19 protein-coding genes and 1 tRNA gene are annotated in these 20,972 nt (G+C 65.9%); 10 read left to right on the top strand and 10 right to left on the bottom strand.

Going from position 1 to position 20,972, the window contains the following annotated elements; genetic code table 11:
* The first annotated feature begins 32 nt into the window (after positions 1 to 32).
* Together C8J42_RS02220 and C8J42_RS02225 are read left to right on the top strand one after the other, a co-directional pair.
* Entirely contained in the window at positions 33 to 359 is a 327-nt protein-coding gene (locus C8J42_RS02220; protein ID WP_031395784.1) for a TIGR02300 family protein, read from the top strand.
* Between the two features lie 82 nt (positions 360 to 441).
* Positions 442 to 517 (top strand) — tRNA-Ala (locus tag C8J42_RS02225).
* Positions 518 to 561: 44 nt separating this feature from the next.
* Here C8J42_RS02225 and C8J42_RS02230 read toward each other — a convergent pair.
* On the bottom strand, positions 562 to 1,455 hold the full coding sequence (locus C8J42_RS02230; RefSeq protein WP_133018747.1) for a LysR family transcriptional regulator: 894 nt from the start codon (positions 1,453 to 1,455) through the stop codon (positions 562 to 564).
* A 123-nt stretch (positions 1,456 to 1,578) separates the two neighbouring features.
* Between C8J42_RS02230 and C8J42_RS02235 the strand changes: the two genes are divergently transcribed.
* From C8J42_RS02235 to C8J42_RS02260, 5 genes are all read left to right on the top strand, one after another.
* Entirely contained in the window at positions 1,579 to 2,745 is a 1,167-nt protein-coding gene (locus tag C8J42_RS02235) for an isovaleryl-CoA dehydrogenase (protein WP_107961668.1), read from the top strand.
* A 115-nt stretch (positions 2,746 to 2,860) separates the two neighbouring features.
* Complete coding sequence (locus tag C8J42_RS02245; RefSeq protein WP_133018749.1) at positions 2,861 to 4,462, top strand: carboxyl transferase domain-containing protein; 1,602 nt, start codon at positions 2,861 to 2,863, stop codon at positions 4,460 to 4,462.
* 4 nt (positions 4,463 to 4,466) lie between these two features.
* The gene (locus tag C8J42_RS02250; RefSeq protein ID WP_133018750.1) at positions 4,467 to 4,949 is read left to right on the top strand and encodes a nuclear transport factor 2 family protein; all 483 of its coding nucleotides are present in this window, start codon (positions 4,467 to 4,469) and stop codon (positions 4,947 to 4,949) included.
* Positions 4,950 to 5,108: 159 nt separating this feature from the next.
* Positions 5,109 to 6,947: an acetyl/propionyl/methylcrotonyl-CoA carboxylase subunit alpha gene (locus tag C8J42_RS02255; protein ID WP_133018751.1), complete on the top strand. Its 1,839-nt coding sequence runs from the start codon at positions 5,109 to 5,111 to the stop codon at positions 6,945 to 6,947.
* Positions 6,947 to 7,408, top strand: a complete 462-nt coding sequence (locus C8J42_RS02260) for a MaoC family dehydratase (protein WP_133018752.1) — start codon at positions 6,947 to 6,949, stop codon at positions 7,406 to 7,408. The genes C8J42_RS02255 and C8J42_RS02260 overlap by 1 nt, the downstream gene beginning before the upstream one ends.
* Here the strand turns inward: C8J42_RS02260 and C8J42_RS02265 are convergent.
* Together C8J42_RS02265 and C8J42_RS02270 are read right to left on the bottom strand one after the other, a co-directional pair.
* The gene (locus C8J42_RS02265) at positions 7,402 to 9,192 is read right to left on the bottom strand and encodes an IlvD/Edd family dehydratase (protein WP_133018753.1); all 1,791 of its coding nucleotides are present in this window, start codon (positions 9,190 to 9,192) and stop codon (positions 7,402 to 7,404) included. The two genes, C8J42_RS02260 and C8J42_RS02265, sit on opposite strands and share 7 nt — an antisense overlap.
* A gap of 24 nt (positions 9,193 to 9,216) precedes the next feature.
* Positions 9,217 to 10,362, bottom strand: coding sequence for an aldose epimerase family protein (locus C8J42_RS02270; protein WP_133018754.1), 1,146 nt, complete (start codon positions 10,360 to 10,362; stop codon positions 9,217 to 9,219).
* 142 nt (positions 10,363 to 10,504) lie between these two features.
* Between C8J42_RS02270 and C8J42_RS02275 the strand changes: the two genes are divergently transcribed.
* A complete protein-coding gene (locus C8J42_RS02275; RefSeq protein ID WP_133019193.1) occupies positions 10,505 to 11,821 on the top strand; it encodes a sugar MFS transporter in 1,317 nt (438 codons plus the stop codon).
* A 161-nt stretch (positions 11,822 to 11,982) separates the two neighbouring features.
* Positions 11,983 to 12,978, top strand: a complete 996-nt coding sequence (gene araD1, locus C8J42_RS02280; RefSeq protein ID WP_133018755.1) for an AraD1 family protein — start codon at positions 11,983 to 11,985, stop codon at positions 12,976 to 12,978.
* 2 nt (positions 12,979 to 12,980) lie between these two features.
* Here araD1 and C8J42_RS02285 read toward each other — a convergent pair whose 3' ends face one another.
* Both C8J42_RS02285 and C8J42_RS02290 read right to left on the bottom strand, forming a co-directional pair.
* A complete protein-coding gene (locus C8J42_RS02285) occupies positions 12,981 to 14,381 on the bottom strand; it encodes a HAMP domain-containing sensor histidine kinase (RefSeq protein WP_133018756.1) in 1,401 nt (466 codons plus the stop codon).
* Positions 14,382 to 14,547: 166 nt separating this feature from the next.
* Positions 14,548 to 15,216 carry a response regulator transcription factor gene (locus C8J42_RS02290; protein ID WP_133018757.1) on the bottom strand — a complete coding sequence of 223 codons (669 nt, stop codon included), beginning with the start codon at positions 15,214 to 15,216 and terminating at the stop codon, positions 14,548 to 14,550.
* A gap of 111 nt (positions 15,217 to 15,327) precedes the next feature.
* Here C8J42_RS02290 and C8J42_RS20305 point away from each other — a divergent pair, with 111 nt between their 5' ends.
* Complete coding sequence (locus C8J42_RS20305) at positions 15,328 to 16,002, top strand: hypothetical protein (RefSeq protein ID WP_207897049.1); 675 nt, start codon at positions 15,328 to 15,330, stop codon at positions 16,000 to 16,002.
* A gap of 58 nt (positions 16,003 to 16,060) precedes the next feature.
* Here C8J42_RS20305 and C8J42_RS02300 read toward each other — a convergent pair whose 3' ends face one another.
* The 5 genes from C8J42_RS02300 to C8J42_RS02320 all read right to left on the bottom strand — a co-directional run bounded on the left by C8J42_RS02300 (position 16,061) and on the right by C8J42_RS02320 (position 20,948).
* A complete protein-coding gene (locus C8J42_RS02300; RefSeq protein ID WP_056060340.1) occupies positions 16,061 to 16,282 on the bottom strand; it encodes a hypothetical protein in 222 nt (73 codons plus the stop codon).
* A complete protein-coding gene (locus tag C8J42_RS02305; RefSeq protein ID WP_056060338.1) occupies positions 16,279 to 17,412 on the bottom strand; it encodes a PepSY-associated TM helix domain-containing protein in 1,134 nt (377 codons plus the stop codon). The genes C8J42_RS02300 and C8J42_RS02305 overlap by 4 nt, the downstream gene beginning before the upstream one ends.
* Before the next feature lie 244 nt (positions 17,413 to 17,656).
* Positions 17,657 to 18,550, bottom strand: a complete 894-nt coding sequence (locus tag C8J42_RS02310; RefSeq protein WP_133018758.1) for an SDR family oxidoreductase — start codon at positions 18,548 to 18,550, stop codon at positions 17,657 to 17,659.
* Positions 18,551 to 18,609: 59 nt separating this feature from the next.
* Entirely contained in the window at positions 18,610 to 20,229 is a 1,620-nt protein-coding gene (locus C8J42_RS02315; RefSeq protein WP_133018759.1) for an OFA family MFS transporter, read from the bottom strand.
* A gap of 44 nt (positions 20,230 to 20,273) precedes the next feature.
* Positions 20,274 to 20,948 (bottom strand): fumarylacetoacetate hydrolase family protein, encoded by a 675-nt coding sequence (locus tag C8J42_RS02320; RefSeq protein WP_133018760.1) that lies wholly within the window; start codon positions 20,946 to 20,948, stop codon positions 20,274 to 20,276.
* Positions 20,949 to 20,972 lie beyond the last annotated feature (24 nt).

The following is a 20,972-nucleotide window of genomic DNA, read 5'->3' on the forward strand; positions in this document are numbered from 1 at the left end:
CGCAATCCATTCATCCGAAAGGTTCTATCGGCATGATCAAGCCGGAATGGGGCACGAAGCGTTCGTGCCCGAAATGCGCGACGCGTTTCTACGACCTCGAAAAAGCCGACCCCGTGACCTGCATCGAATGCGGGTATGCGTGGGAGCCCGAGCCCATCCTGAAGTCGAAGCAGCCGCTGCCGTTCGAGGTCGCCAAGCCCGACACCAAGAAGCCCGACGCGGATCTCGAGGGTGACGAGGAAGAGGACATCGCCTCGATCACCGGCGAGGACGAAGAGCCTTCGGCGGACGACGAAGTCGATCTCGGCGGCGACGACGACCTCGGCGTCGAGACGCCGCAGGACGAGCACGAGCGTTAAGTGCAATAAATTTGGCAGGCGGCATATACGCCGCTTGCCAACCCGGGCGGGTCCGGTTAGTGACCCGCCTCCCAACGGGAATGGGGCCGTAGCTCAGCTGGGAGAGCGTTCGCATGGCATGCGAAAGGTCAGGGGTTCGATCCCCCTCGGCTCCACCATTTCCGTTGATGACCGGTCCGCCGGGACAGCTTTTCACATAGCGTCAGACGAGATCGTCGGCACCGGCTCCCGCCGCGTGCAGATCCCTGAACGTCTCCTCGATCGCTGCGACCATGACGCTTCCCTCGATCCGCGAGGCGGAATCGTTCGCTACCAGCACGCCTACGCGCCGCGTCGGATCGAAGCCCGTCAACCGAATCATCGCAATGCCCTCGCTGGCAAAGCTCAGCGGCATGACCGTCATCCCGAGCCCCGCACGGACATAGGTCAGCGCGCGGTCGTCGCTGACGGTGCGGGCGGCCATGAACGGGCGCACGCCGCGCGCGGTGAAGAAGCGGCTCGTCTCGGCCAGTGCTTCGCAGTGGCGGCGGACGATCATCGTTTCCTCCGCCACGTCGGCGACCGCGAGCGTGGCGCGTCCGGCCAGTCGGTGGTCGCCCGCCACCGCGACCGCGAATCCTTCCTCGAACAGCACGCGGCCGCGCGGATCGTCGCCGATCGCGCCGAGCATCACGTCGATCCGCCCGCGATCGAGCAGCGCGACGAGTTCGCTGCTCCGTCCCTCGACGACTTCGAGGCGTTCTGTGGAGGACGCGCGTCGCGCCTGGCCTAGGGCGGCGGCGATCCAGGACGGTGGTAGCGTCGTTGCGATCCCGAGGCGGACGAGCTTGGTCGGAGCCGTGTCCTGTAAATCCCGTTCGGCAGCCGCGAACTCGGCTTCGATCCGGCGTGCATGCACCGCGAACCGCGTGCCGGAGGGGGTAAGTTCGATCCGCCGGTTGGTCCGCAGGAACAGCGTCTGTCCGAGCGACGCCTCGAGCTTGGCGATCCCGACCGACAACGTCGGCTGCGAGATCCGGCACTGCGCGGCGGCGCGCGTGAAATTGCCCTGATCGACGACCGCCAGGAAATAGCGCAACACATAGCGTTCGATCATGCGCGTCTGACCATAGCGGGGCGAGCCATAGACGGCGTCTATCGCATGTGTTCGGTCGTATCAATTTCTCTTGGCGACCACGACCGAGTATCAAGGCCACAACACAAGGTCTGGAGAGGCTGCATGATACCCGATTTCGATTTCGCGCTCGGCGAATCCGCGGACATGATCCGCGAGAGCACGCACCGCTTTGCCACCGACAAGATCGCGCCGCTGGCCGCGAAGATCGACGCCGACGACTGGTTCCCGCGCGAACTGTGGCCGGCAATGGGCGAACTCGGGCTGCACGGCATCACCGTCGAGGAAGAGTTTGGCGGCCTCGGCCTCGGCTATCTCGAACACGTCGTCGCAGTCGAGGAAGTCTCGCGCGCGTCCGCGTCCATCGGGCTCAGCTACGGCGCGCACTCGAACCTGTGCGTCAACCAGATCCGCCGCTGGGGCAATCCCGAGCAGAAGGCCAAGTACCTGCCCAAGCTCGTGTCCGGCGAGCATGTCGGCAGCCTCGCCATGTCCGAAGCCGGCGCCGGCTCCGACGTCGTCTCGATGAAGCTGAAAGCGGTGAAGACCGACACCGGCTACGTCCTCAACGGCACCAAGTTCTGGATCACCAACGCGGCCTATGCCGACACGCTGGTCGTCTATGCGAAGACCGGCGAGGGCTCTCGCGGGATCACCGCATTCCTGATCGAGAAGGACATGCCCGGCTTCGCGATCGGCCAGAAGATCGACAAGATGGGTATGCGTGGGTCACCCACGGCGGAACTCGTCTTCACCGATTGCGAGGTCCCGTTCGAGAACGTCATGGGCCCCGAGAATGGCGGCGTCGGCGTGTTGATGTCGGGCCTCGATTATGAGCGCGCAGTGCTGGCCGGGATCCAGCTCGGCATCATGCAGGCGTGCCTCGACGTCGTGATCCCCTATGTGCGCGAGCGGAAGCAGTTCGGGACGGCGATCGGCCAGTTCCAGTTGATCCAGGCGAAGGTCGCCGACATGTACGTCGCGCTCAGTTCGGCGCGCGCGTACGTCTATGCGGTGGCGAAATCGTGCGATGCGGGCAAGACCACGCGGTTCGATGCGGCGGGCGCGATCCTGCTGGCGAGCGAGAGTGCGGTAAAGGTGTCGCTCGAATCGATCCAGGCGCTCGGTGGGGCCGGGTATACCAAGGACTGGCCCGTCGAGCGGTTCATGCGGGATGCGAAGTTGCTCGACATCGGCGCGGGCACGAACGAGATTCGTCGGATGCTGATCGGGCGTGAGTTGATAGGTGCCGCCCCGAAGGTGGCACAGTGAGGCGCCTACTGCTCCCCTCCCGCTTGCGGGAGGGGTCGGGGGAGGGCCTGCCACAAGCGTCCTTCCTGGCCGCATTCCCTCCCCTAACCCCTCCCGCAAGCGGGAGGGGAATCAAGTGACCGCGCCCGTCCTTACCTCCGCACTATCCCCCGACAGCGAAACCTTTCGCGCCAACGCGACCCACAACCGCGCACTCGCCGAAACCCTCCGCGAAGACGTCGCCCGCACAGCGCTCGGCGGCAACGCCAAGTCCCGCGAGCGCCACACGTCGCGCGGCAAGCTCCTCCCGCGCGACCGCGTCGAACGCCTGCTCGACCCCGGCTCGCCCTTCCTCGAAATCGGCCAGCTCGTCGCCAACGGCCTCTACGAAGACGAGGTCCCCGGCGCCGGCCTGATCATCGGCATCGGCCGCGTCTCCGGTCGCCAGTGCATGATCGTCTGCAACGACGCGACGGTGAAGGGCGGCACCTACTACCCGCTCACCGTCAAGAAACACCTCCGCGCGCAGGAGATCGCGCAGGAAAACCGGCTTCCCTGCATCTACCTCGTCGACAGCGGTGGCGCGAACCTGCCGCACCAGGCGGAGGTCTTCCCGGACCGCGATCACTTCGGCCGCATCTTCTTCAACCAGGCGCAGATGTCCGCGCTCGGCATCCCGCAGATCGCTTGCGTCATGGGCAGCTGCACCGCCGGCGGCGCGTACGTTCCCGCGATGTCCGACGAGACGATCATCGTCCGCGGGCAGGGGACGATCTTCCTCGCCGGCCCACCGCTGGTGAAGGCCGCGACCGGGGAGGTCATCTCGGCGGAGGAACTGGGCGGTGCCGACACGCATGGCCGCCGCTCGGGCGTAGTCGATCACGTTGCCGAGAACGACGAGCACGCGCTGACGATCGTCCGCGATATCGTCTCGACGCTGCAACCACAGGCGCAGACCGCGGTGAACCTCCAGCAGCCCAGGCCGCCCAAGTTCGCCCCCGAAGAACTGTACGGCATCGTCCCGAGCGACGTCCGCGCGCCCTACGACGTCCACGAAGTGATCGCGCGGCTGGTCGACGGCAGCGAGTTCCACGAGTTCAAGGCGCTCTACGGCACCTCGCTCGTCTGCGGGTTCGCGCACATCTGGGGCATCCCCGTCGCGATCCTAGCCAACAACGGGGTACTGTTCAGCGAAAGCGCACAGAAGGGCGCGCATTTCATCGAACTCGCTTGCCAGCGCAGGATCCCGCTGCTGTTCCTCCAGAACATTTCCGGCTTCATGGTCGGCGGCAAGTACGAGGCGGAAGGCATTGCGAAACATGGCGCAAAGCTCGTCACGGCCGTCGCCACCGCGACCGTCCCGAAGATCACGGTATTGATCGGCGGCAGCTTCGGCGCTGGCAATTACGGGATGTGCGGCCGCGCCTATTCGCCGCGCTTCCTGTTCACCTGGCCCAACAGCCGGATCAGCGTGATGGGCGGCGAGCAGGCAGCGTCGGTCCTCGCCACCGTCCACCGCGACGCGGACAGCTGGACCCCCGAACAGGCCGAAGCCTTCAAGGCACCGGTCCGCCAGAAATACGAGGACGAAGGCAACCCCTGGTACGCGACCGCGCGTCTCTGGGACGACGGCATCATCGATCCCGCCCAAACGCGCGACGTGCTCGGCCTGGCCTTCGCCGCGACGCTCAACGCTCCCATCCCCGAACGCCCCGCGTTCGGCGTGTTCAGGATGTAACCCGATGATCCTGCTGTCACTTCTCCTCGCCGCTGGTCAGATCACCCCGGTCCAGCCGATCGTCAGAGGCACCGGCCTGCCGCCCGCGGCCATGACCGAAGAGGCCGGCGTCATGGTCCCGATCGATGCGCTATTTGCCGCGCTCGCCGCGCGCGACGGGCAGGCTATCCTCGCCCAGGTCCGATCCGACGGCGGCGCCACCGCGGTCGAGGAAAAGCCCGACGGCACGCGCTTGGTCCGCCGCACCAGCTGGCCCGAGTTCGCCGCATCGATCAAGCCCGGCCCGGAGCGCTATGCCGAGCGCCTCACCGATCCCGCGGTCGACATCGACGGCGACATCGCGATGGTCTGGTCGCCCTACGTCTTCACGATCGACGGCAAGGTCGCCCACTGCGGCACCGATCATTTCGACATGGTCCGCGAAGCCGGCCGCTGGAAGATCGCCAACCTCACTTGGTCGAAGCGCACCACCGGTTGCGCGAACTGACATGGCCTGTCCTACACCGCCCGCATCGGCTTATGCCGGGATCACCATGACGAAACAGTCGATCCTCTCCGCCGATCTTCCTGCCATTGCGGGGCTTTCGAGCCCGATGTGCACATCGCTGGAGCGTCTGCACTTTGTGCACTTCCGCGGAGCGAATCGATGATCGAGTCCCTCCTGATTGCCAATCGCGGCGAGATCGCCTGCCGCATCATCCGCACCGCAAGGGCGCTCGGCATCCGCACGATCGCGGTCTATTCGGACGCCGACGCGAACGCGCTCCACGTCCGCCAGGCCGACGAAGCTGTGCATATCGGTGCATCGTCGGCGCGCGAAAGCTATCTCGTCGGCGACCGCATCATCGCCGCCGCGAAGCAGACCGGCGCCGAAGCGATCCACCCCGGCTACGGCTTCCTGTCCGAGAACGCCGACTTCGCCCAGGCCGTGCTCGACGCCGGACTGATCTGGGTCGGCCCCAACCCCGACAGCATCCGCGCGATGGGCCTCAAGGATGCCGCCAAACAGCGCATGATCGCCGCCGGCGTGCCCGTCACCCCCGGCTATCTCGGCGATGACCAGTCCCCCGAACGTCTGAAGGCGGAGGCCGACGTGATCGGCTACCCCGTCCTGATCAAGGCGGTCGCCGGCGGCGGCGGCAAGGGAATGCGCCGCGTCGATACGGCCGCAGAGTTCGCCGACTCCCTAGTCTCGTGCCAGCGCGAAGCAGCATCCTCGTTCGGCAACACCGACGTGCTGATCGAGAAATACATTCTCTCGCCGCGCCATATCGAGGTGCAGGTCTTCGGCGACAGACAAGGCAACGTCGTCCATCTGTTCGAACGCGACTGCTCGCTCCAGCGCCGCCACCAGAAAGTGATCGAGGAAGCGCCCGCACCCGGCATGGACGCCGCCACCCGCGAAGCGATCTGCGCCGCCGCGGTAAAGGCCGCCAAGGCGGTCGATTACGTCGGCGCCGGCACGATCGAGTTCATCGCCGACGCCAGCGAAGGCCTCCGCGCCGACCGCATCTGGTTCATGGAAATGAACACCCGGTTGCAGGTCGAGCATCCGGTCACCGAAGAGATAACCGGCCAGGACCTCGTCGAATGGCAACTCCGCGTTGCGTCCGGCGAGCCTTTGCCCAAGCGGCAGGACGAACTGGCGATCGACGGCTGGGCGATGGAAGCGCGGCTCTATGCGGAAGATCCCGCCAAGGGTTTCTTGCCGTCGATCGGAACGCTCGAACGCTTCGACCTCGGCACCACCGCCCGCGTCGATACCGGGGTAGAGCAGGGCTCTGAAATCTCGCCCTTCTACGACCCGATGATCGCCAAGGTCATCGCCTGGGGCGAAGACAGAGAGACTGCGCGCGAGGCCTTGGCATATGCGCTAGACGGTGCGGTCGTCTGGCCGGTACGCTCCAACGCGGGGTTCCTCGTCGAGGCGCTCGACCATCCCGACTTCGTGGCGGGCACGCTCGACACCGGTCTGATCGCGCGCGAAGGCGACGCGCTCATGCCGCCGACGCACCCGACCGAAGAGGCGTTGGCCGATGCCGCAGGCGCGCTCGTATCCGCCGATCCGATCGCCGGCTTCCGTCTCAACGCCGCGCCGCGTCGTAGCGCGACGTTCCTGCTCGACGGCGAACCGGTCGAGGTCGATCTCGACGGACAGGCCGGAACTACGTCGGCGTTCGAAGACGTCCTGATCTCCGAAGCCGGCCAGACCTGGCAGCTCAAGCCTTGGCGTGCGTCGGGTGTCGCTGCGGGCGGAGCGGCGGACGGCGCGATCCTGTCGCCGATGCCCGGCCGGATCATCGCGGTCGACGTTTCGGCCGGCGACACCGTCACCAAGGGCCAGAAGCTCGTCACGCTCGAGGCGATGAAGATGGAGCACTCCCTGACCGCGCCGTTCGACGGCATCGTCGCGGACCTCAACGCAATCGAGGGCGGGCAGGTGACCGAGGGTACCATGCTCGTCCGCATCGAGAAGGATAACTGATGGCCGGCCGCTATTTCGACGATTGGAGTATCGGCGACCGGATCGAGCACGAGATCCGCCGCACGGTGACCGAGACGGACAACCTGCTGTTCTCGACGATGACGCACAACCCGCAGCCGCTCCATCTCGATATTGAGGCGGCGAAGGCGAGCGAGTTCGGCCGGATCCTCGTCAACGGCACCTTCACCTTCGCGCTGATGGTCGGGCTGTCGGTCGGCGAGACGACGCTCGGCACGCTCGTCGCGAACCTCGGCTACGACAAGCTGGTGCACCCGAAGCCCGTCTTCATCGGCGACACGATGCGCTGCGAAACCGAAGTGACCGACCTCAAGCCCAGTAAGTCGCGCCCCAACGCAGGCATCGTCACCTTCACGCACCGCCTGATCAACCAGCGCGACGAGATCGTCTGCCAATGCCTGCGCACCGCCCTGATCGAGCGGCGCGCAAGTCCGCCTCAGTGATTGTCGCGCGGTAGGCCCATCGTCTGCGCGATCCGCTGGTACTTCTCGGCACCTTCGAGGATCGCACCGGTTTCCATCTGGCCGACGGTGGCGCGCTGAATTTCCTGCCACGGCGTCTGCGAACGCGGATAGGCATAGCCGCCCGCCTCGGTCAGCGCACGGCGGCGCTCGGCGAGGTCCTCGTCGGAGATCAGCACGTTGGCGCTGCCCTTGGCGAGATCGATGCGAACCCGGTCGCCGGTCCGGATCAGCGCAAGCCCACCCATCGCCGCCGCCTCAGGCGAGGCGTTGAGGATCGAGGGCGACCCCGAGGTCCCCGACTGGCGCCCGTCACCAATGCAGGGAAGGGCATGGACGCCCTCACGGATCAGATACGCCGGCGGCCGCATGTTCACGACCTCGGCCGCACCCGGATAACCGATCGGCCCCGCGCCACGCATGAACAGCAACGTATCGGTGGTGATCCCAAGCGAGGGATCGTCGATCCGGTGGTGATAATCCTCCGGCCCGTCGAACACGACCGCGGGCCCCTCGAACGCCTCGAGATCGTCCGGGTTGGACAGATAGCGCTCACGGAACTCTGGCGAAATCACGCTGGTCTTCATGATCGCCGAGTCGAACAGATTGCCGCGCAACACGATGAACCCGGCATCCTCAAGCAACGGCGTCGCGAACGGGCGGATGACGCGCTCGTCCTCGATCGTCGCGGTCCGGCAATTGTCGCCGATCGACTTGCCGTTCGCGGTCATCGCGTCTTCGTGGATCAGGCCCTGCTTCATCAGCTCGGCGACCACCGCGGGGACGCCGCCGGCATGGTAATAATCCTCGCCGAGATATTCGCCCGCTGGCTGGAGGTTGACCATCAATGGCACCTTGTGTCCGTGCGTCTGCCAGTCGTCGATCGGCAGGTCGACACCGATATGGCGCGCGATCGCGGCCAAGTGGATCGGTGCGTTGGTCGAGCCACCGATCGCCGAATTGACGACGATCGCGTTGTGGAACGCCTCCTTGGTCAGGATGTCGGAGGGCTTCAGATCCTCGGCGACCATGTCGACGATCCGCTTGCCGGTGCGATACGCGACTTCCTGACGATCACGGTACGGCGCGGGGATCGCGGCAGAGCCGGGGAGCTGCATGCCGAGCGCTTCGGCAAGCGAGTTCATCGTCGTCGCGGTGCCCATCGTATTGCAGTACCCAGTCGACGGCGCCGACGACGCGACGAGCTTGATGAAGCCCTCGTCGTCGATCGCGCCGGTTGCGAGCAGTTCGCGCGCCTTCCAGACGATCGTCCCCGAACCGGTCCGCTCGCCCTTGTGCCAGCCGTTGAGCATCGGCCCCACCGACAGCGCGATCGCGGGGATGTTGACGGTCGCCGCCGCCATCAGGCAGGCTGGCGTGGTCTTGTCGCAACCGATCGTCAGCACGACCCCGTCGAGCGGATAGCCGTAGAGCACCTCTACCAGCGCCAGGTAAGCGAGGTTGCGGTCGAGGCCGGCGGTAGGGCGCTTGCCGGTTTCCTGGATCGGATGGACCGGGAATTCGAGCGCGATGCCACCGGCTTCACGGATGCCCTCGCGCAGGCGTTCGGCGAGCACGAGATGGTGGCGGTTGCAGGGGGAAAGGTCGCTGCCGGTCTGCGCGATGCCGATGATCGGCTTGCCCGAGCGCAGTTCCTCCAGGCTCAGCCCGAAGTTCAGATAGCGCTCGAGGTAGAGCGCGGTCATGTCGATATTCTCGGGGTTGTCGAACCACGCGCGCGAGCGGAGCTTAGGCATGTCGGTCATGAGGAGCTTTCTGGAGATCGAATATCAGCGGGCGACGGAAAGGCGGTAGATCATCGCGTGGTGATACGGCTTACCCGGATCGACGCGTGCGGAGACGAAATTCGACTTGTTCGGCGCATCGGGGAATTTCTGCGGCTCCAGCGCGATGCCGTCGCCCATCCGGTACAGATGACCCTTCTTGCCGATGAACGTGCCGTCGAGGAAATTGCCGGTATAGAACTGCACGCCAGGCTCGGTCGTCAGCACTTCGAGCACGCGGCCCGAGACAGGATCCTCCAGCCGCGCGGCCAGTTCGGGCTTGGCGGTCAGACCCTTGTCGAGCGCGAAATTATGGTCGTAGCCATGGCCGTAGCGGATCTGCTGGTCGTGACCATCGCGGATGCCCTCGCCGACGATGCGGCCGTTTCGGAAATCGAACACCGTGCCGGCGACGGGCTGCAGCGTACCGGTCGGGATCAGCTTGTCGTCGACCGGCGTGATCGCTTTGGCGGGGATCGTCAGCCGGTGGCCGTACGCGCCCATCGCCGAGCCTTCGCCGCCGAGATCGAAGATGCCGTGATTGGTCATGTTCACGATCGTCGGCTTGTCGGTCTTCGCATCATACGCGATGCCGAGGTTGCCGGCTTCATCGAGCGTATAGGTAACGGTGACGTCCAGGTTGCCGGGATAGCCGGAATCGCCGTCCGGGCTGCGGTAGCCCAGCACGAGCGTCGCGGTCGGGCCGTTCGTCGCCGAGACGATCTTCCAGGCGACCTTGTCGAAGCCCTTCCCGCCGCCGTGCAGCGAATTGACCTTGTCGTTGAGCGGCAACTGGTACGCCTTGCCGTCCAGCGTGAAGCGGCCACCGGCGATGCGATTGGCGAAACGGCCGACCGTCACGCCGAAGAAATTGGGATGATCGACGTAGGAGGCGAGATCGTCATAGCCGAGCATCACGTCGGCGATCTTGCCGTTGCGGTCCGGGCCCATCAGCGATTGCAGCGTGGCGCCGTACGACAGGATGCGCGCGGAGACGCCATGCGCGTTGCTGAGCGTCACGGCCTCGATCGCGGTACCGTCCTTGAGCGTACCGGCAGGCGTGCGCTTCGCCTCTGCCGCGTCGGCTGCGTGCGCGGAAAGCGCTGCCAGCAAGGTTGCCACGATGATCCCCGACTTTGTGATTGCGCGCATTCCGGTTCCCGTCCTTATTCGTCCGACGCCGTTGACGCGCCTTGTATGGCTATATAGTCGGACAATATATTTCTGGGCAAGCCTTGCGGGAAAAGACTGTTGCAGTCACCGACAGGGCACGGAGGATGAAACGACTATGGCGATGCCGATACAGACGCAAAAGCCCGTTGACGCTGGAGCGGTGCATGCCGCGGGAGGCGCGCCGAGCTATCGATCCGCGCTCACGTTGCTCGCCAGCCTGTTCTTCATGTGGGGCTTCATCACGGTCATCAACAACACGCTGCTGCCGCACCTGCGCAGCGTGTTCGACCTCAGCTATACGCAGACGACACTGATCGAGAGCGTCTGGTTTATCGCTTATTTCTTCGCCTCGATCCCGTCGGCCAAGCTGATCGAGCGGGTCGGCTATCAACGCGCGATGGTATTGGGGCTCGGTCTGATGGCGGTCGGCGCATTGATGATGGTGCCCGCCGCGCGGCTGCCCTCTTACGGCGTCACGCTGGTCGCGCTGTTCGTGATCGCGAGTGGCATCACGCTGCTGCAGGTTGCGGCGAATCCCTACGTCGCCGTCGTCGGTCCGCCCGAGACAGCGTCGTCGCGCCTGAACCTAGTGCAGGCGTTCAATTCCGCCGGTGCGACGCTCGCGCCGCTGTTCGGTGGGTATCTGATCCTGGGTCGTTCGACCTCCGGCACGGCCGCCGCCGGTTCAACCGCGGTGCTGACGCAGGCCGAGCGGATTGCCGACGCGCAGTCAGTGGTGCTGCCTTATCTGATTGTCGCGGCCGTGCTGGTCGTGCTGGCGATCGTGATCGCGCGCTTCCCGCTCCCGGCGATGGGGTCCTCGACGCAGCGTTCTGCCAAGGCCGACCGCAAGGGCCAGTCGCTCTGGTCGCACCGCAACCTCGTGTTCGGTATCCCGGCGATCTTCATTTATCTGATAGCCGAAATTGGTGTCGCCAACCTTTTCATCAACTTCGTCAGCCAGCCGAATATCGGCAACCTGACGCACGAACAGGCATCGCATTACCTGTTCATCCTGTGGGGCGGGATGATGGTCGGCCGGCTGATCGGCAGCGTCGTGATGCGCACGATCCCTGCCGAGCGCGTGCTGGCATTTGCGAGCATCGGCGCCTGCGTCGTGATGCTCATCGCCACCTTCACCACAGGGCATGTCGCGATGTGGGCGCTGATCTCCGTCGGTCTGTTCCACTCGATCATGTTCCCGACGATCTTCACGCTCGGGATCAAGGGGCTTGGACCGCTGACTGAGGAAGGGTCGGGCCTGCTGATCATGGCGATCGCAGGCGGCGCGCTAGTCATCGTCCAGGGCTGGCTCGCAGATACCTACGGTCTCCAGAACTCGTTCCTGCTGACCGCCGCGTGCGAACTTTACGTGTTGTTCTACGCGGTGTGGGGATCGCGGACGACCAACGCGTTGCCGGAACAAGCGGCGCGCTAAAGGGCCAAACTCTCAGATTTTCGTGGTCTGACAATTAGCCGACCGGTTAGCGCCTCTTGCGTAGTTGAGCGAGGTTGAAAGTAGCACGATCGGCATCGCTAGTGGCTGTAATCAGTCCGAGTAATCAGGTATGTCTTGGCTCGTTAGCAGGAGAAGTAGAAGTGAGCAGTTTGCGCCTATTGCAGCATCGCGCAGCGGACGGCACGCGGTCGGTGATCGCCGCTTCCGACAAGGGGGCGAGCCTTGTCCTGGGCGTGGACAGCGTCCGTGAACTTGCGACGCGCGCGATCGCAGCGGGCACCGATCTTGGGACGGCGGTTCGGGCGTGCGGGACCGGCGCGACGGTTGACATCGCCGCCGAACTTGCCGCCGGCCGCCTGCTCTCGCCGATCGATCATGGCGATCCCGCACATCTCATCATGACCGGCACCGGACTGACGCATCTCGGCTCTGCGGAAGGGCGCGACAAGATGCACCGCGCTGCCGCGGCGGCCGAAACGCTGACGGATTCTATGCGCATGTTTCTCGACGGAGTCGCGGGCGGCAAGCCGGCGGTGGGCGAGACGGGCCAGCAGCCCGAATGGTTCTACAAGGGTGATGGATCGGGTTTGGTCGGGCCCGGCGGCGCACTCATTAGCCCGGCCTTCGCGCAGGACGGCGGCGAGGAGCCCGAACTCGCCGGCATCTACCTGATCGGCCCGGACGGTACGCCGTTCCGCCTTGGCCTCTGTCTTGCCAACGAGTTCAGCGATCACGTGACCGAGCGACACAATTACCTCTGGCTCGCGCATTCCAAGCTGCGTCAGGCGGCGCTAGGTCCGGAATTGCTGACCGGCCCAATTCCCGACCATGTCGAGGGCATGAGCCGCATCCACCGCAACGGTGCGTTGCTTTGGGAAAAGCCGTTCCTCTCGGGGGAGGCGAACATGTCGCACACGATCGCCAACCTCGAGGCGCATCACTTCAAATACGACCTGTTTCGCCAGCCCGGCGACGTCCACGTCCATTTCTTCGGGACGGCGACGTTGTCGTTCAGCGAAGGCGTGACGACCCGGGAGGGCGACGTTTTCGAAATCGAGGCGGCGCCGTTCACGCTGCCGTTGCGCAACACGCTGGCCAAGGCGTCGCCGTCGCCGGTCGTCGTCCGCGCACTGTGAAATCAGCCGCGCTGAGGTAGCGTCAGGCGGACTAACAAGCCGCCGAGGACGGTGGAACGGTCGAGCGTCACCGTGCCCCCATTTAGTTCGGCGAGCTCGTGGGTGATCGACAGGCCGAAGCCGTGACCGTCGCCGCGTTCGTCGACACGACGGCCGGGCAGGACGGCTTGCGCCATCGCCGTGTCGTCGAGACCTTGGCCGTCATCGGCAATCTCCAGCCTGACCGTGCCGTCGATCGGGTTCGCAGTGATCGAAAGCGCGCCGCGCGCGTGACGCCACGCGTTGTCGAGGAGGTTGCCGATCATCTCGTCGAGATCCTGCGGGTCGATTGCGACGGCAAGGTTGCCGGGAATCGCGATGTCGACCGTCATCGGGCGATCGGCGTGGATCCGACGCAACACCCCGACGAGATCGGCGACGGCTGGGGCTATCGACGTTCGAGTGCGTGCGCCGCCGGTCGCATCGGCGCGGGCTCGGCCAAGGTGATGGCGGACCCGGCGGTCGATCTGGTCGACCATGTCGCGGATGTCTGCGTCGGCGTTCGCTTCGGCGAGCTTGAGCGAGAGCGCGGCGAGGGGGGTCTTCAGCCCGTGCGCCAGGTTGGCGACGTGTTGGCGGGCGTGCGCGAGCCCAGCCGCGTTCTGGTCGATCAGTGCATTGAGTTCCGCGACGAGCGGTTGCAATTCCCCGGGCTGGTCATCGGGGACGTGGCGCTCGGTTCCAGCGCGAACGGCGGCGAGCGAGGTGCGGAGATCGCGCAGGGGGCGCAGGCCGAAGCGCAGTTGCACGAGCGTCGCCAGCGCGAGTCCGGCGCCAAGCAAGGCGAGCGAGCCGAGCAGCGGGATCATCGCCTCGCGCAACGGCTCCTCGACGATCCGGCGTGGGCCGATCGCTGTGATCGTCACCGTGCCGCGCGGCGTGGCGACGTCCATGGTTCGCGAGTGGAGCCGCTCGCCGCGCCGGTCGCGCGCTTCGCCAGGGTGGATCTGTTGGTCTTGCTGCCCGCCGAGGCCGAGTGGAAGCGGGCGCTCGCCATTGCGAGGTCGACCGGGCGGCGGCGGTGGAATGGTTAAGGCTGCCTTTGAAATGCTTGGGGGCGGGGTAGTGCCGCTATCGAAGCGCCCGGCGGGACCTTCGACCTGCCATGACCAGTCGGACTCGGGTTCGCCGAACTCGGGTAGGTCGATCGCGCGCATCCGGTCGAGCGAACCATCCGGGCGGACAGCCCGCGCCAACACCGCGACCTGCGCATCGAGCCGCTCATCGAGCCCGCGCGTGACGAAGCGTTCGAGGATGTGGCCGATCGTGACGCCGGCAAACAGGAGCGCGATCCCGGTCGACAGCGCGGCGATCGCTAGCATGCGGCCGAAGAGGGAGCGTGGGACGATGCGGAATCGGATCATCGCAGACTTGCCTGGGGCCAGAGCGATCCTGCCACCAAACCCCACCCCGGCGAAGGCCGGGGCCCAATTGGAAAGGTTTTTATAATGACGGTCATCGCTCCGTTAGCGACGTCCCCCAATTGGGCCCCGGCCTTCGCCAGTGTGGTGGATGTGGTTTGCAGAACCATCATCTTGACCCATCCGCCGTCAGCCGATACCCGCGGCCGCGCACCGTTTCGATCATCTCCGCACCGATCTTCCGCCGCAGCCGGCCGATGATGACCTCGATCGAGTTCGAATCCACGTCCACGTCACCTTCGTAGACGCGCTCGATCAGGTCGGCGCGTTCGATGACGACTTCACGACGGAGTATCAGGGCGGAGAGGACGCGCCATTCGAACGCGGTGAGTTTCAGCGGCAAGCCGTTCAACTCGAACGTACCGAGTTGCGCGTCGAACGTCAGCGGCCCGCATGTGACGCGCGATGCGGCATGGCCGGCGGCGCGACGGACCAGCGCGCGGAGGCGCATGACCACTTCCTCGACGCGGAACGGCTTCACGACATAATCGTCGGCGCCGGCCTTGAAGCCCTCGACCTTCTCCGACCAGCCGTCCCGCGCGGTAAGGATCAGGACGGGCAGGTCGCGTCCCGCCGCGCGCCAGTCGCGCAAGACCGACAGTCCGTCGCGCTTGGGCAGGCCAAGGTCGAGCACCGCCGCGTCGTACAGTTCGGTGGCGCCTAGATGGCCGCCGTCCTCGCCGTTACTCGCGACGTCGACCGCGAAATGCTCCGCGCGCAACGCCCGCGCCAACCCGTCGGCGATCGCCGCATCGTCCTCGACCAATAATACCCGCATGCGACTGTCCCTATGCCCGATGCCACAACGGAATCTGAACGGCTTGGTTCAGCGGGCGTCGGCAGCGTGCGCCTAGACGGTGATTCGTCAACCAATGAGAGGAACGACGAAATGACCGAACATTCCCACGCCGCGCCCAGCAAGAGCTTCAATCTCCGCCGCAACCGCCTGGCACTCGCCGCGGCTAGTCTGCTGATCGTCGGTGGTGCCGCCGGTGCCGTCACCATCGCCGCGACCCGCCCGAGCGTGACGATGGTGCCCGCCACGCCAACCGCGATCCGTTCGCTCCAGTCCGACGGCATCGTCACGATCCGCGGCACCGTCGCGGAGACCTACGGCAACAAGTTCGTGATGGCCGACCGCACCGGCCGTGCGCTGGTGGATCTGGGCCGTGAAGGCGAGGGCAGCAATCTAGTCGCGACCGGTCAGCCCGTGACGATCCAGGGCCGGTTCGAAGACGGCTTCGTCCACGCCTCGTTCCTGGTGGCACCCGGTGGCAAGGTGACGGCGCTGGGCCCGGTCGGCGGCCCGCCGCGTGGCCCGCATGGTCCTGGTGGCCCGGGACGCGACGGTCCGGGGCGTGATGGCCCTGGTGGTCCGGGTGGTCCGGGTGGGCCGCAAGGTCCTGGGGCTCCCGGCGGTCCGGGTGCTCCTCCGCCGCCGCCGGCGGGTATGGCACCGCCGCCGCCGCCAATGGCTAACGGTGCAGTCGCGCCCGCACCTGTTGCTCCTCCGATCGGGGCGCCGACTACCGCACCGACCCGGCAGGCGACCCCGGCGACCTGATGCCGTCCGCCTGACGGTCGCGAAATTAGCGCGGAGCCGGTATCATGCCGGCTCCGCGTTATCGGCGTATCGGTGCCGTTTGCAGGTGTTGGCGGCGCAGCACTGGTTCGGGCGGGCGCACCCAGTAGCGGCCGGTCACGACCAGCGGCAGCGCGAGCAGCAGGCCTGCGCCGACATCCCAGACGCCGTCACCGATCAGGCCTGCCGCGAGCCCCGCGACGGTCGACACGCCGAGCAGGATCGGCAGTGCGAAGATCTGGCCGTTGGTCTTGTGGGTCATGCGATTTCTCCCGCCATCACGACTTCGCGGACGCGCTGGTCGCTCGGACCGCCGCGACGACGCAGCCAAAGATACAGCCCGCTGCCGAGCACGATGATCGTCACTATGTCGAAGAGCGCCCAGACGATTTTCATCGCGAGGCCGCCGTAATTTCCGAAATGCAGCGGCTGTGCGAGCAGCATCGCCTGCATGTACCACGGCATCGGCACGACCGCGTCGAGCCTTCCGGTCGCGGCATCGACGAAGCCGGGCAGCAACATCTTCGACCTGAGCGGCGTCGCGCCCTTCAGGAAGACGGCGTAGTGATGCTTGCTGCTGAAGACGACGCCGGGGAAGGCGATGAACTGCGGCTTCATCTCGGGCGCCTTGCGCTGCACCGCGTCGAGCGCGGCCTGAACCGAGGCGCGCTGGGGCCCGAGCGGCGTGCGCGTCTCGCTAGCGCTGATCTCGGCGAGGCCGTTCGACTTCCAGATAGCAGTGATCGGCACGACGAAAGTGTTGATCGTCCCCGTCACGCCGACGACGCTCGCCCAGGCGAGCGTGACGATCCCGAGCAGATTGTGGCGATCGAGCCAGCCGAGCCGCTTGCTGCGGCCGCGCCGTAACGTGCCGAAGTCGAGTTTGGCCATGAACGGGGCGTAGAGCACGACGCCGGACACGATCGCTGCAAAGAAGAGCAGGCCCATCACGCCGAGGAAGATCTCCGCCCAGAAGCCGAGGAACATGTCGGTGTGGAGCTTCAGGATGAACGCCATCACGCCGGGGACGTAAGGCGGCATCTTCGTCCCGGTGCGCGCGTCGAACGCGAGGAAATGCATCGCTGCGGGGGCTGCGTCGGGAGTCGGGCCGGTCGTGACGTAGACGATCGGGCGCTCTTCGTCGAAGCTGATGTAGAGAGGGATCTCGCCGGGGGCAGTTTTCGCCGCGCGCGCCAGAATGGTATCGAGCGATAGTGACGGCGTATCCGCGGGCAGCGTCACCATGGGCGCGGGCGGGTCGAGCCAGCCGTCGATCTCCTCGTCGAATATCAGCGGCAGGCCGGTCACGCACAGCATCAGCAGGAACGCGGTGCAGATCAAACTCGTCCATTTGTGGACGAGATACCAGGTCTTGATCGTGCCGCGGGTCATGCGCGGAGGGCGGTTTCGATGAGGGGTATGATCTGTCGGGCGCTCACCGCCACACAGGTACAGATTTGATAACGATGTGCAATAGCGACGTTAGCGCGGATGGCTTACCAACTGATCCTCCCCCGCCAGGGGGAGGTGGCTGGCGCTTGCCAGACGGAGGGGGAGGAAAGGGTAACCGCTGTTGCGTGTTCCTCCCCCTCCGTCACCTCCGGTGCCACCTCCCCCTTGCGAGGAGGATTAAGGGCTAGGCCACCCCCGCACCGCCGGTCACGCCGTAAACCTCACCCGTAATGTAGCTCCCCTCCTGCGAGGCCAGCAGCACATACACCGGCGCGATCTCCACCGGCTGGCCCGGACGGCCGAAATGGCTCTTAGACCCGAACGTCTCGACCATCTCCTGCGGCTGGCCACCGCTTGGCTGCAACACCGTCCAGAACGGCCCCGGAGCGACGACGTTGGCGCGGATGCCCTTCTCGATCAGCTGCTTGGCGAGACCCTTGGTATACGCGACGATCGCCGCCTTGGTGGTCGCATAGTCGAGCAGATTGTCCGACGGATCATAGCCCTGCACGGAAGCGGTCGTGACCACCGCCGCGCCGACCGGCAGATGCGGGACGGCTGCCTGCACAAACCAGTGCAGCGCATAGACGTTGGTCTTCATCGTCTGATCGAAATCGTCGGTCGAGATATCGGCCACCGTCGGCCGCGTCTGCTGGCGCCCGGCGTTGACCACCAGCACGTCGAGGCCGCCAAACGCATCGACCGTCTGCTGCACCGCGTTACGACAGAACAACTCGTCCTTCACGTCGCCCGGCAGCGCGAGGACCTTGCGGCCCTCAGCTTCGATCAGCGCGACGACTTCCTTCGCATCCGCTTCTTCGGCAGGGAGGTAGACGATCGCGACATCGGCCCCTTCACGCGCATAGGCGATCGCGGCGGCGCGGCCGATGCCGCTATCGCCGCCGGTGATAAGCGCCTTGCGCCCCGCGAGCTTGCCCGAGCCCTTGTAGCTCGTCTCGCCGTGATCGGGCTTCGGGTCCATCTTCGACGCAATCCCCGGGGCTTCCTGCGGCTGTTGCGGGAAGGGGGGCTGCGGATATTGCGTGCGCGGATCCTGCATCGTGAGCCGGTCGGCCATGGGGTGCTCCTGTGAAGTTTGAGCAGGAGCAACCCATGTCGGCGCGGATAGGTTGCGTCCTATTTGAGCAGGATCAACGCCTTCGACAGCGTCATGTAGATCCCCCAGAGGATCGGCAGCCCGACTGCCAGCCATGCGAACACGACGATCGGCGACGTCCCGGTTGCCGCAGCAGCCGTACCGCCGGCCACCGTTTCGACCGCGATCGGCCGGTCATCCGACGCCATGTGGAACTTGGCAGCTACCGGCCGGACGAACAGGTTCGCGACGAACCCGGCGACCAGCATCGCCGCCAGCACCAGGAAGATCGGCGGGTAGATGTCGCTGCGAGGGACACCCGCCGCAATCGCGCGGTCACGCATGTTGGCGACGAGCAACGGCCCGACCACGCCCGCAGTCGACCAGGCGGTCAGCAACCGCCCATGGATCGCGCCGACGTATTTCGTCCCGAACAGGTCGGCGAGATACGCTGGCGCGGTCGCGAACCCGCCGCCGTACATCGAGGCGAGGATGCAGAATACCAGGATGAACAGGCCGAGCGTCGTGCCCGCCAGCGCCGGCGCGGCGAAACCGTAGAGCACGGCACCCGCCGCGAGGATCGTCGCGAACAAGGGTTTGCGGCCGATCCGATCCGACAGCCATGCCCAGAAGAATCGCCCGCCGATGTTGAACAGGCTGATCGCGCCGACAAAGCCCGCGCCGACCGCCGCCGCCGCCTTCTTCTGGTCATCGTCGAACGCGGTGAACAACACCGAGGGGGCGTCGATCAGGCGGCCGCCGAACAGCTCCTGCAGCATCGGCGAGGCGATACCGATGATCCCGATCGAGGCGGAGACGTTGAAGAACAAAACCAGCCACACCAGCCAGAACTGCGGCGTGCGATGCGCGTCCGACAGTGCGACGTTGAAGCGACTGATCGATGCCCTGGCACTCGTCGGTGCAGTCCAGCCGGCGGGCGCCCAGCCCTCGGCGGGGACGCGGTAGCCGATCGCGCCGGCCATCATGAACACGAAATAGACGCAGGCCAGGACGAGGAACGTCTGCCAGACGCCGACGCCTGCGGGGCTCGCGAAGTGCTTCATCAACAGGTCGGCGAGCGGTCCGCCGATCATCGCGCCGCCGCCAAAGCCCATGATCGCCATCCCGGTCGCCATCCCGCGGCGATCGGGAAACCATTTGATCAACGTCGAAACGGGCGAGATGTAGCCAAGGCCAAGCCCGATCCCGCCGATCACGCCCGACCCGAGCCAGATCAACCAGAGCTGATGCGTCGAGATGCCGATCGCCGCGATGCCCATGCCGCCGCACCAGCAGAATGCTGCGACGACGCCAGCTTTCCGCGGGCCAGCGCGTTCGAGCCAGCCGCCCCAGATCGCGGCGGCGGCACCCAGCACGACGAAGAACAGCGTGTACGTCCAGACGAGGTCGCTCACACGCCAGTCGCAGGTCGTGGTGGTCAGCGCGCCGAGCAGCGAGAGGTTGGGGCAGGCGACCGGATCGGTGATCCCGATCGCGCGCGACAGCGGCAGCCAGAACACGCTGAACCCGTACGCCATGCCGATGCACAGGTGGATCGCGAGCGCACAGGGCGGCACGAGCCAGCGGTTGAAGCCGGGTGCGGCGACGGTGCGTGCCCTGCTGAGAAAGCCGTCCGCGCCCAGGTCTCTCGTGTCCGGCATGCAACCCCCTGTTTAGTTTTGTTTATGTGCCGGACGATGGGCGATCATGCGGCGAATGTCACCTCCAGTGTTTCGAAACCGTCGATAGTCGCGCGCAGGGTCTGTCCGCGCTGGATCGGGCCGACTCCAGCGGGCGTGCCGGTGAAGATCAGGTCGCCCGGTGCCAGCTCGACGAAGGTCGACAGCGTCGCGATGATCTCGGGCACGCTCCAGATCATCATCGACAGGTCGCCGGATTGGCGTGTCTCGCCGTCGATCGCGAGCGCGATGCTGCCCTTGGTCGCGGGCACACCTAACGTGAGCGCGCCGACGGGGGCGGAGCGATCGAAGCCCTTCGCCATGTCCCATGGCCGCCCGGCCTTCTTTGCCGTCGCCTGAAGATCGCGGCGGGTCAGGTCGATGCCGACGCCTGCGCCGAAGATCGTCGCAGCGGCATCCTCGACTGCGATATTTTTGCCGCCCTTACTGAGCGCGATCACCAACTCGACTTCGTGGTGCAAGTCTTCGGTCTGCGGCGGGAAGGGGATCGCGCTGCCGCTGGCGACGACCGCATCGGCGGGCTTCGAGAAGAAGAACGGCTCTTGGCGATCTGGATCGGAGCCCATTTCGCGCGCGTGATCGGCATAGTTCTGGCCGACGCAGAAGATACGGCGGACGGGGAAGCGGTCGGACGTGCCAGCGATGGCGACAGTCGGCGCGGTGACGTGTGGGATGTGCATGATGGCTCCTTCGCCGTTCTCCTT

This window comes from Sphingomonas sp. PP-CE-1A-559 (assembly GCF_004340965.1).
In the GTDB taxonomy this organism is placed as follows: domain Bacteria; phylum Pseudomonadota; class Alphaproteobacteria; order Sphingomonadales; family Sphingomonadaceae; genus Sphingomonas.

What these genes read in the sequence shown, in the direction of transcription:
- C8J42_RS02220 (WP_031395784.1), top strand. Translation starts at nt 33, where the DNA reads ATGATCAAGCCGGAATGGGGCACGAAGCGTTCGTGCCCGAAATGCGCG.
- C8J42_RS02230 (WP_133018747.1), bottom strand. Translation starts at nt 1,455, where the DNA reads ATGATCGAACGCTATGTGTTGCGCTATTTCCTGGCGGTCGTCGATCAG.
- C8J42_RS02235 (WP_107961668.1), top strand. Translation starts at nt 1,579, where the DNA reads ATGATACCCGATTTCGATTTCGCGCTCGGCGAATCCGCGGACATGATC.
- C8J42_RS02250 (WP_133018750.1), top strand. Translation starts at nt 4,467, where the DNA reads ATGATCCTGCTGTCACTTCTCCTCGCCGCTGGTCAGATCACCCCGGTC.
- C8J42_RS02255 (WP_133018751.1), top strand. Translation starts at nt 5,109, where the DNA reads ATGATCGAGTCCCTCCTGATTGCCAATCGCGGCGAGATCGCCTGCCGC.
- C8J42_RS02260 (WP_133018752.1), top strand. Translation starts at nt 6,947, where the DNA reads ATGGCCGGCCGCTATTTCGACGATTGGAGTATCGGCGACCGGATCGAG.
- C8J42_RS02265 (WP_133018753.1), bottom strand. Translation starts at nt 9,192, where the DNA reads ATGACCGACATGCCTAAGCTCCGCTCGCGCGCGTGGTTCGACAACCCC.
- C8J42_RS02270 (WP_133018754.1), bottom strand. Translation starts at nt 10,362, where the DNA reads ATGCGCGCAATCACAAAGTCGGGGATCATCGTGGCAACCTTGCTGGCA.
- C8J42_RS02275 (WP_133019193.1), top strand. Translation starts at nt 10,505, where the DNA reads ATGCCGATACAGACGCAAAAGCCCGTTGACGCTGGAGCGGTGCATGCC.
- C8J42_RS02285 (WP_133018756.1), bottom strand. Translation starts at nt 14,381, where the DNA reads ATGATCCGATTCCGCATCGTCCCACGCTCCCTCTTCGGCCGCATGCTA.
- C8J42_RS02290 (WP_133018757.1), bottom strand. Translation starts at nt 15,216, where the DNA reads ATGCGGGTATTATTGGTCGAGGACGATGCGGCGATCGCCGACGGGTTG.
- C8J42_RS20305 (WP_207897049.1), top strand. Translation starts at nt 15,328, where the DNA reads ATGACCGAACATTCCCACGCCGCGCCCAGCAAGAGCTTCAATCTCCGC.
- C8J42_RS02300 (WP_056060340.1), bottom strand. Translation starts at nt 16,282, where the DNA reads ATGACCCACAAGACCAACGGCCAGATCTTCGCACTGCCGATCCTGCTC.
- C8J42_RS02305 (WP_056060338.1), bottom strand. Translation starts at nt 17,412, where the DNA reads ATGACCCGCGGCACGATCAAGACCTGGTATCTCGTCCACAAATGGACG.
- C8J42_RS02310 (WP_133018758.1), bottom strand. Translation starts at nt 18,550, where the DNA reads ATGGCCGACCGGCTCACGATGCAGGATCCGCGCACGCAATATCCGCAG.
- C8J42_RS02315 (WP_133018759.1), bottom strand. Translation starts at nt 20,229, where the DNA reads ATGCCGGACACGAGAGACCTGGGCGCGGACGGCTTTCTCAGCAGGGCA.
- C8J42_RS02320 (WP_133018760.1), bottom strand. Translation starts at nt 20,948, where the DNA reads ATGCACATCCCACACGTCACCGCGCCGACTGTCGCCATCGCTGGCACG.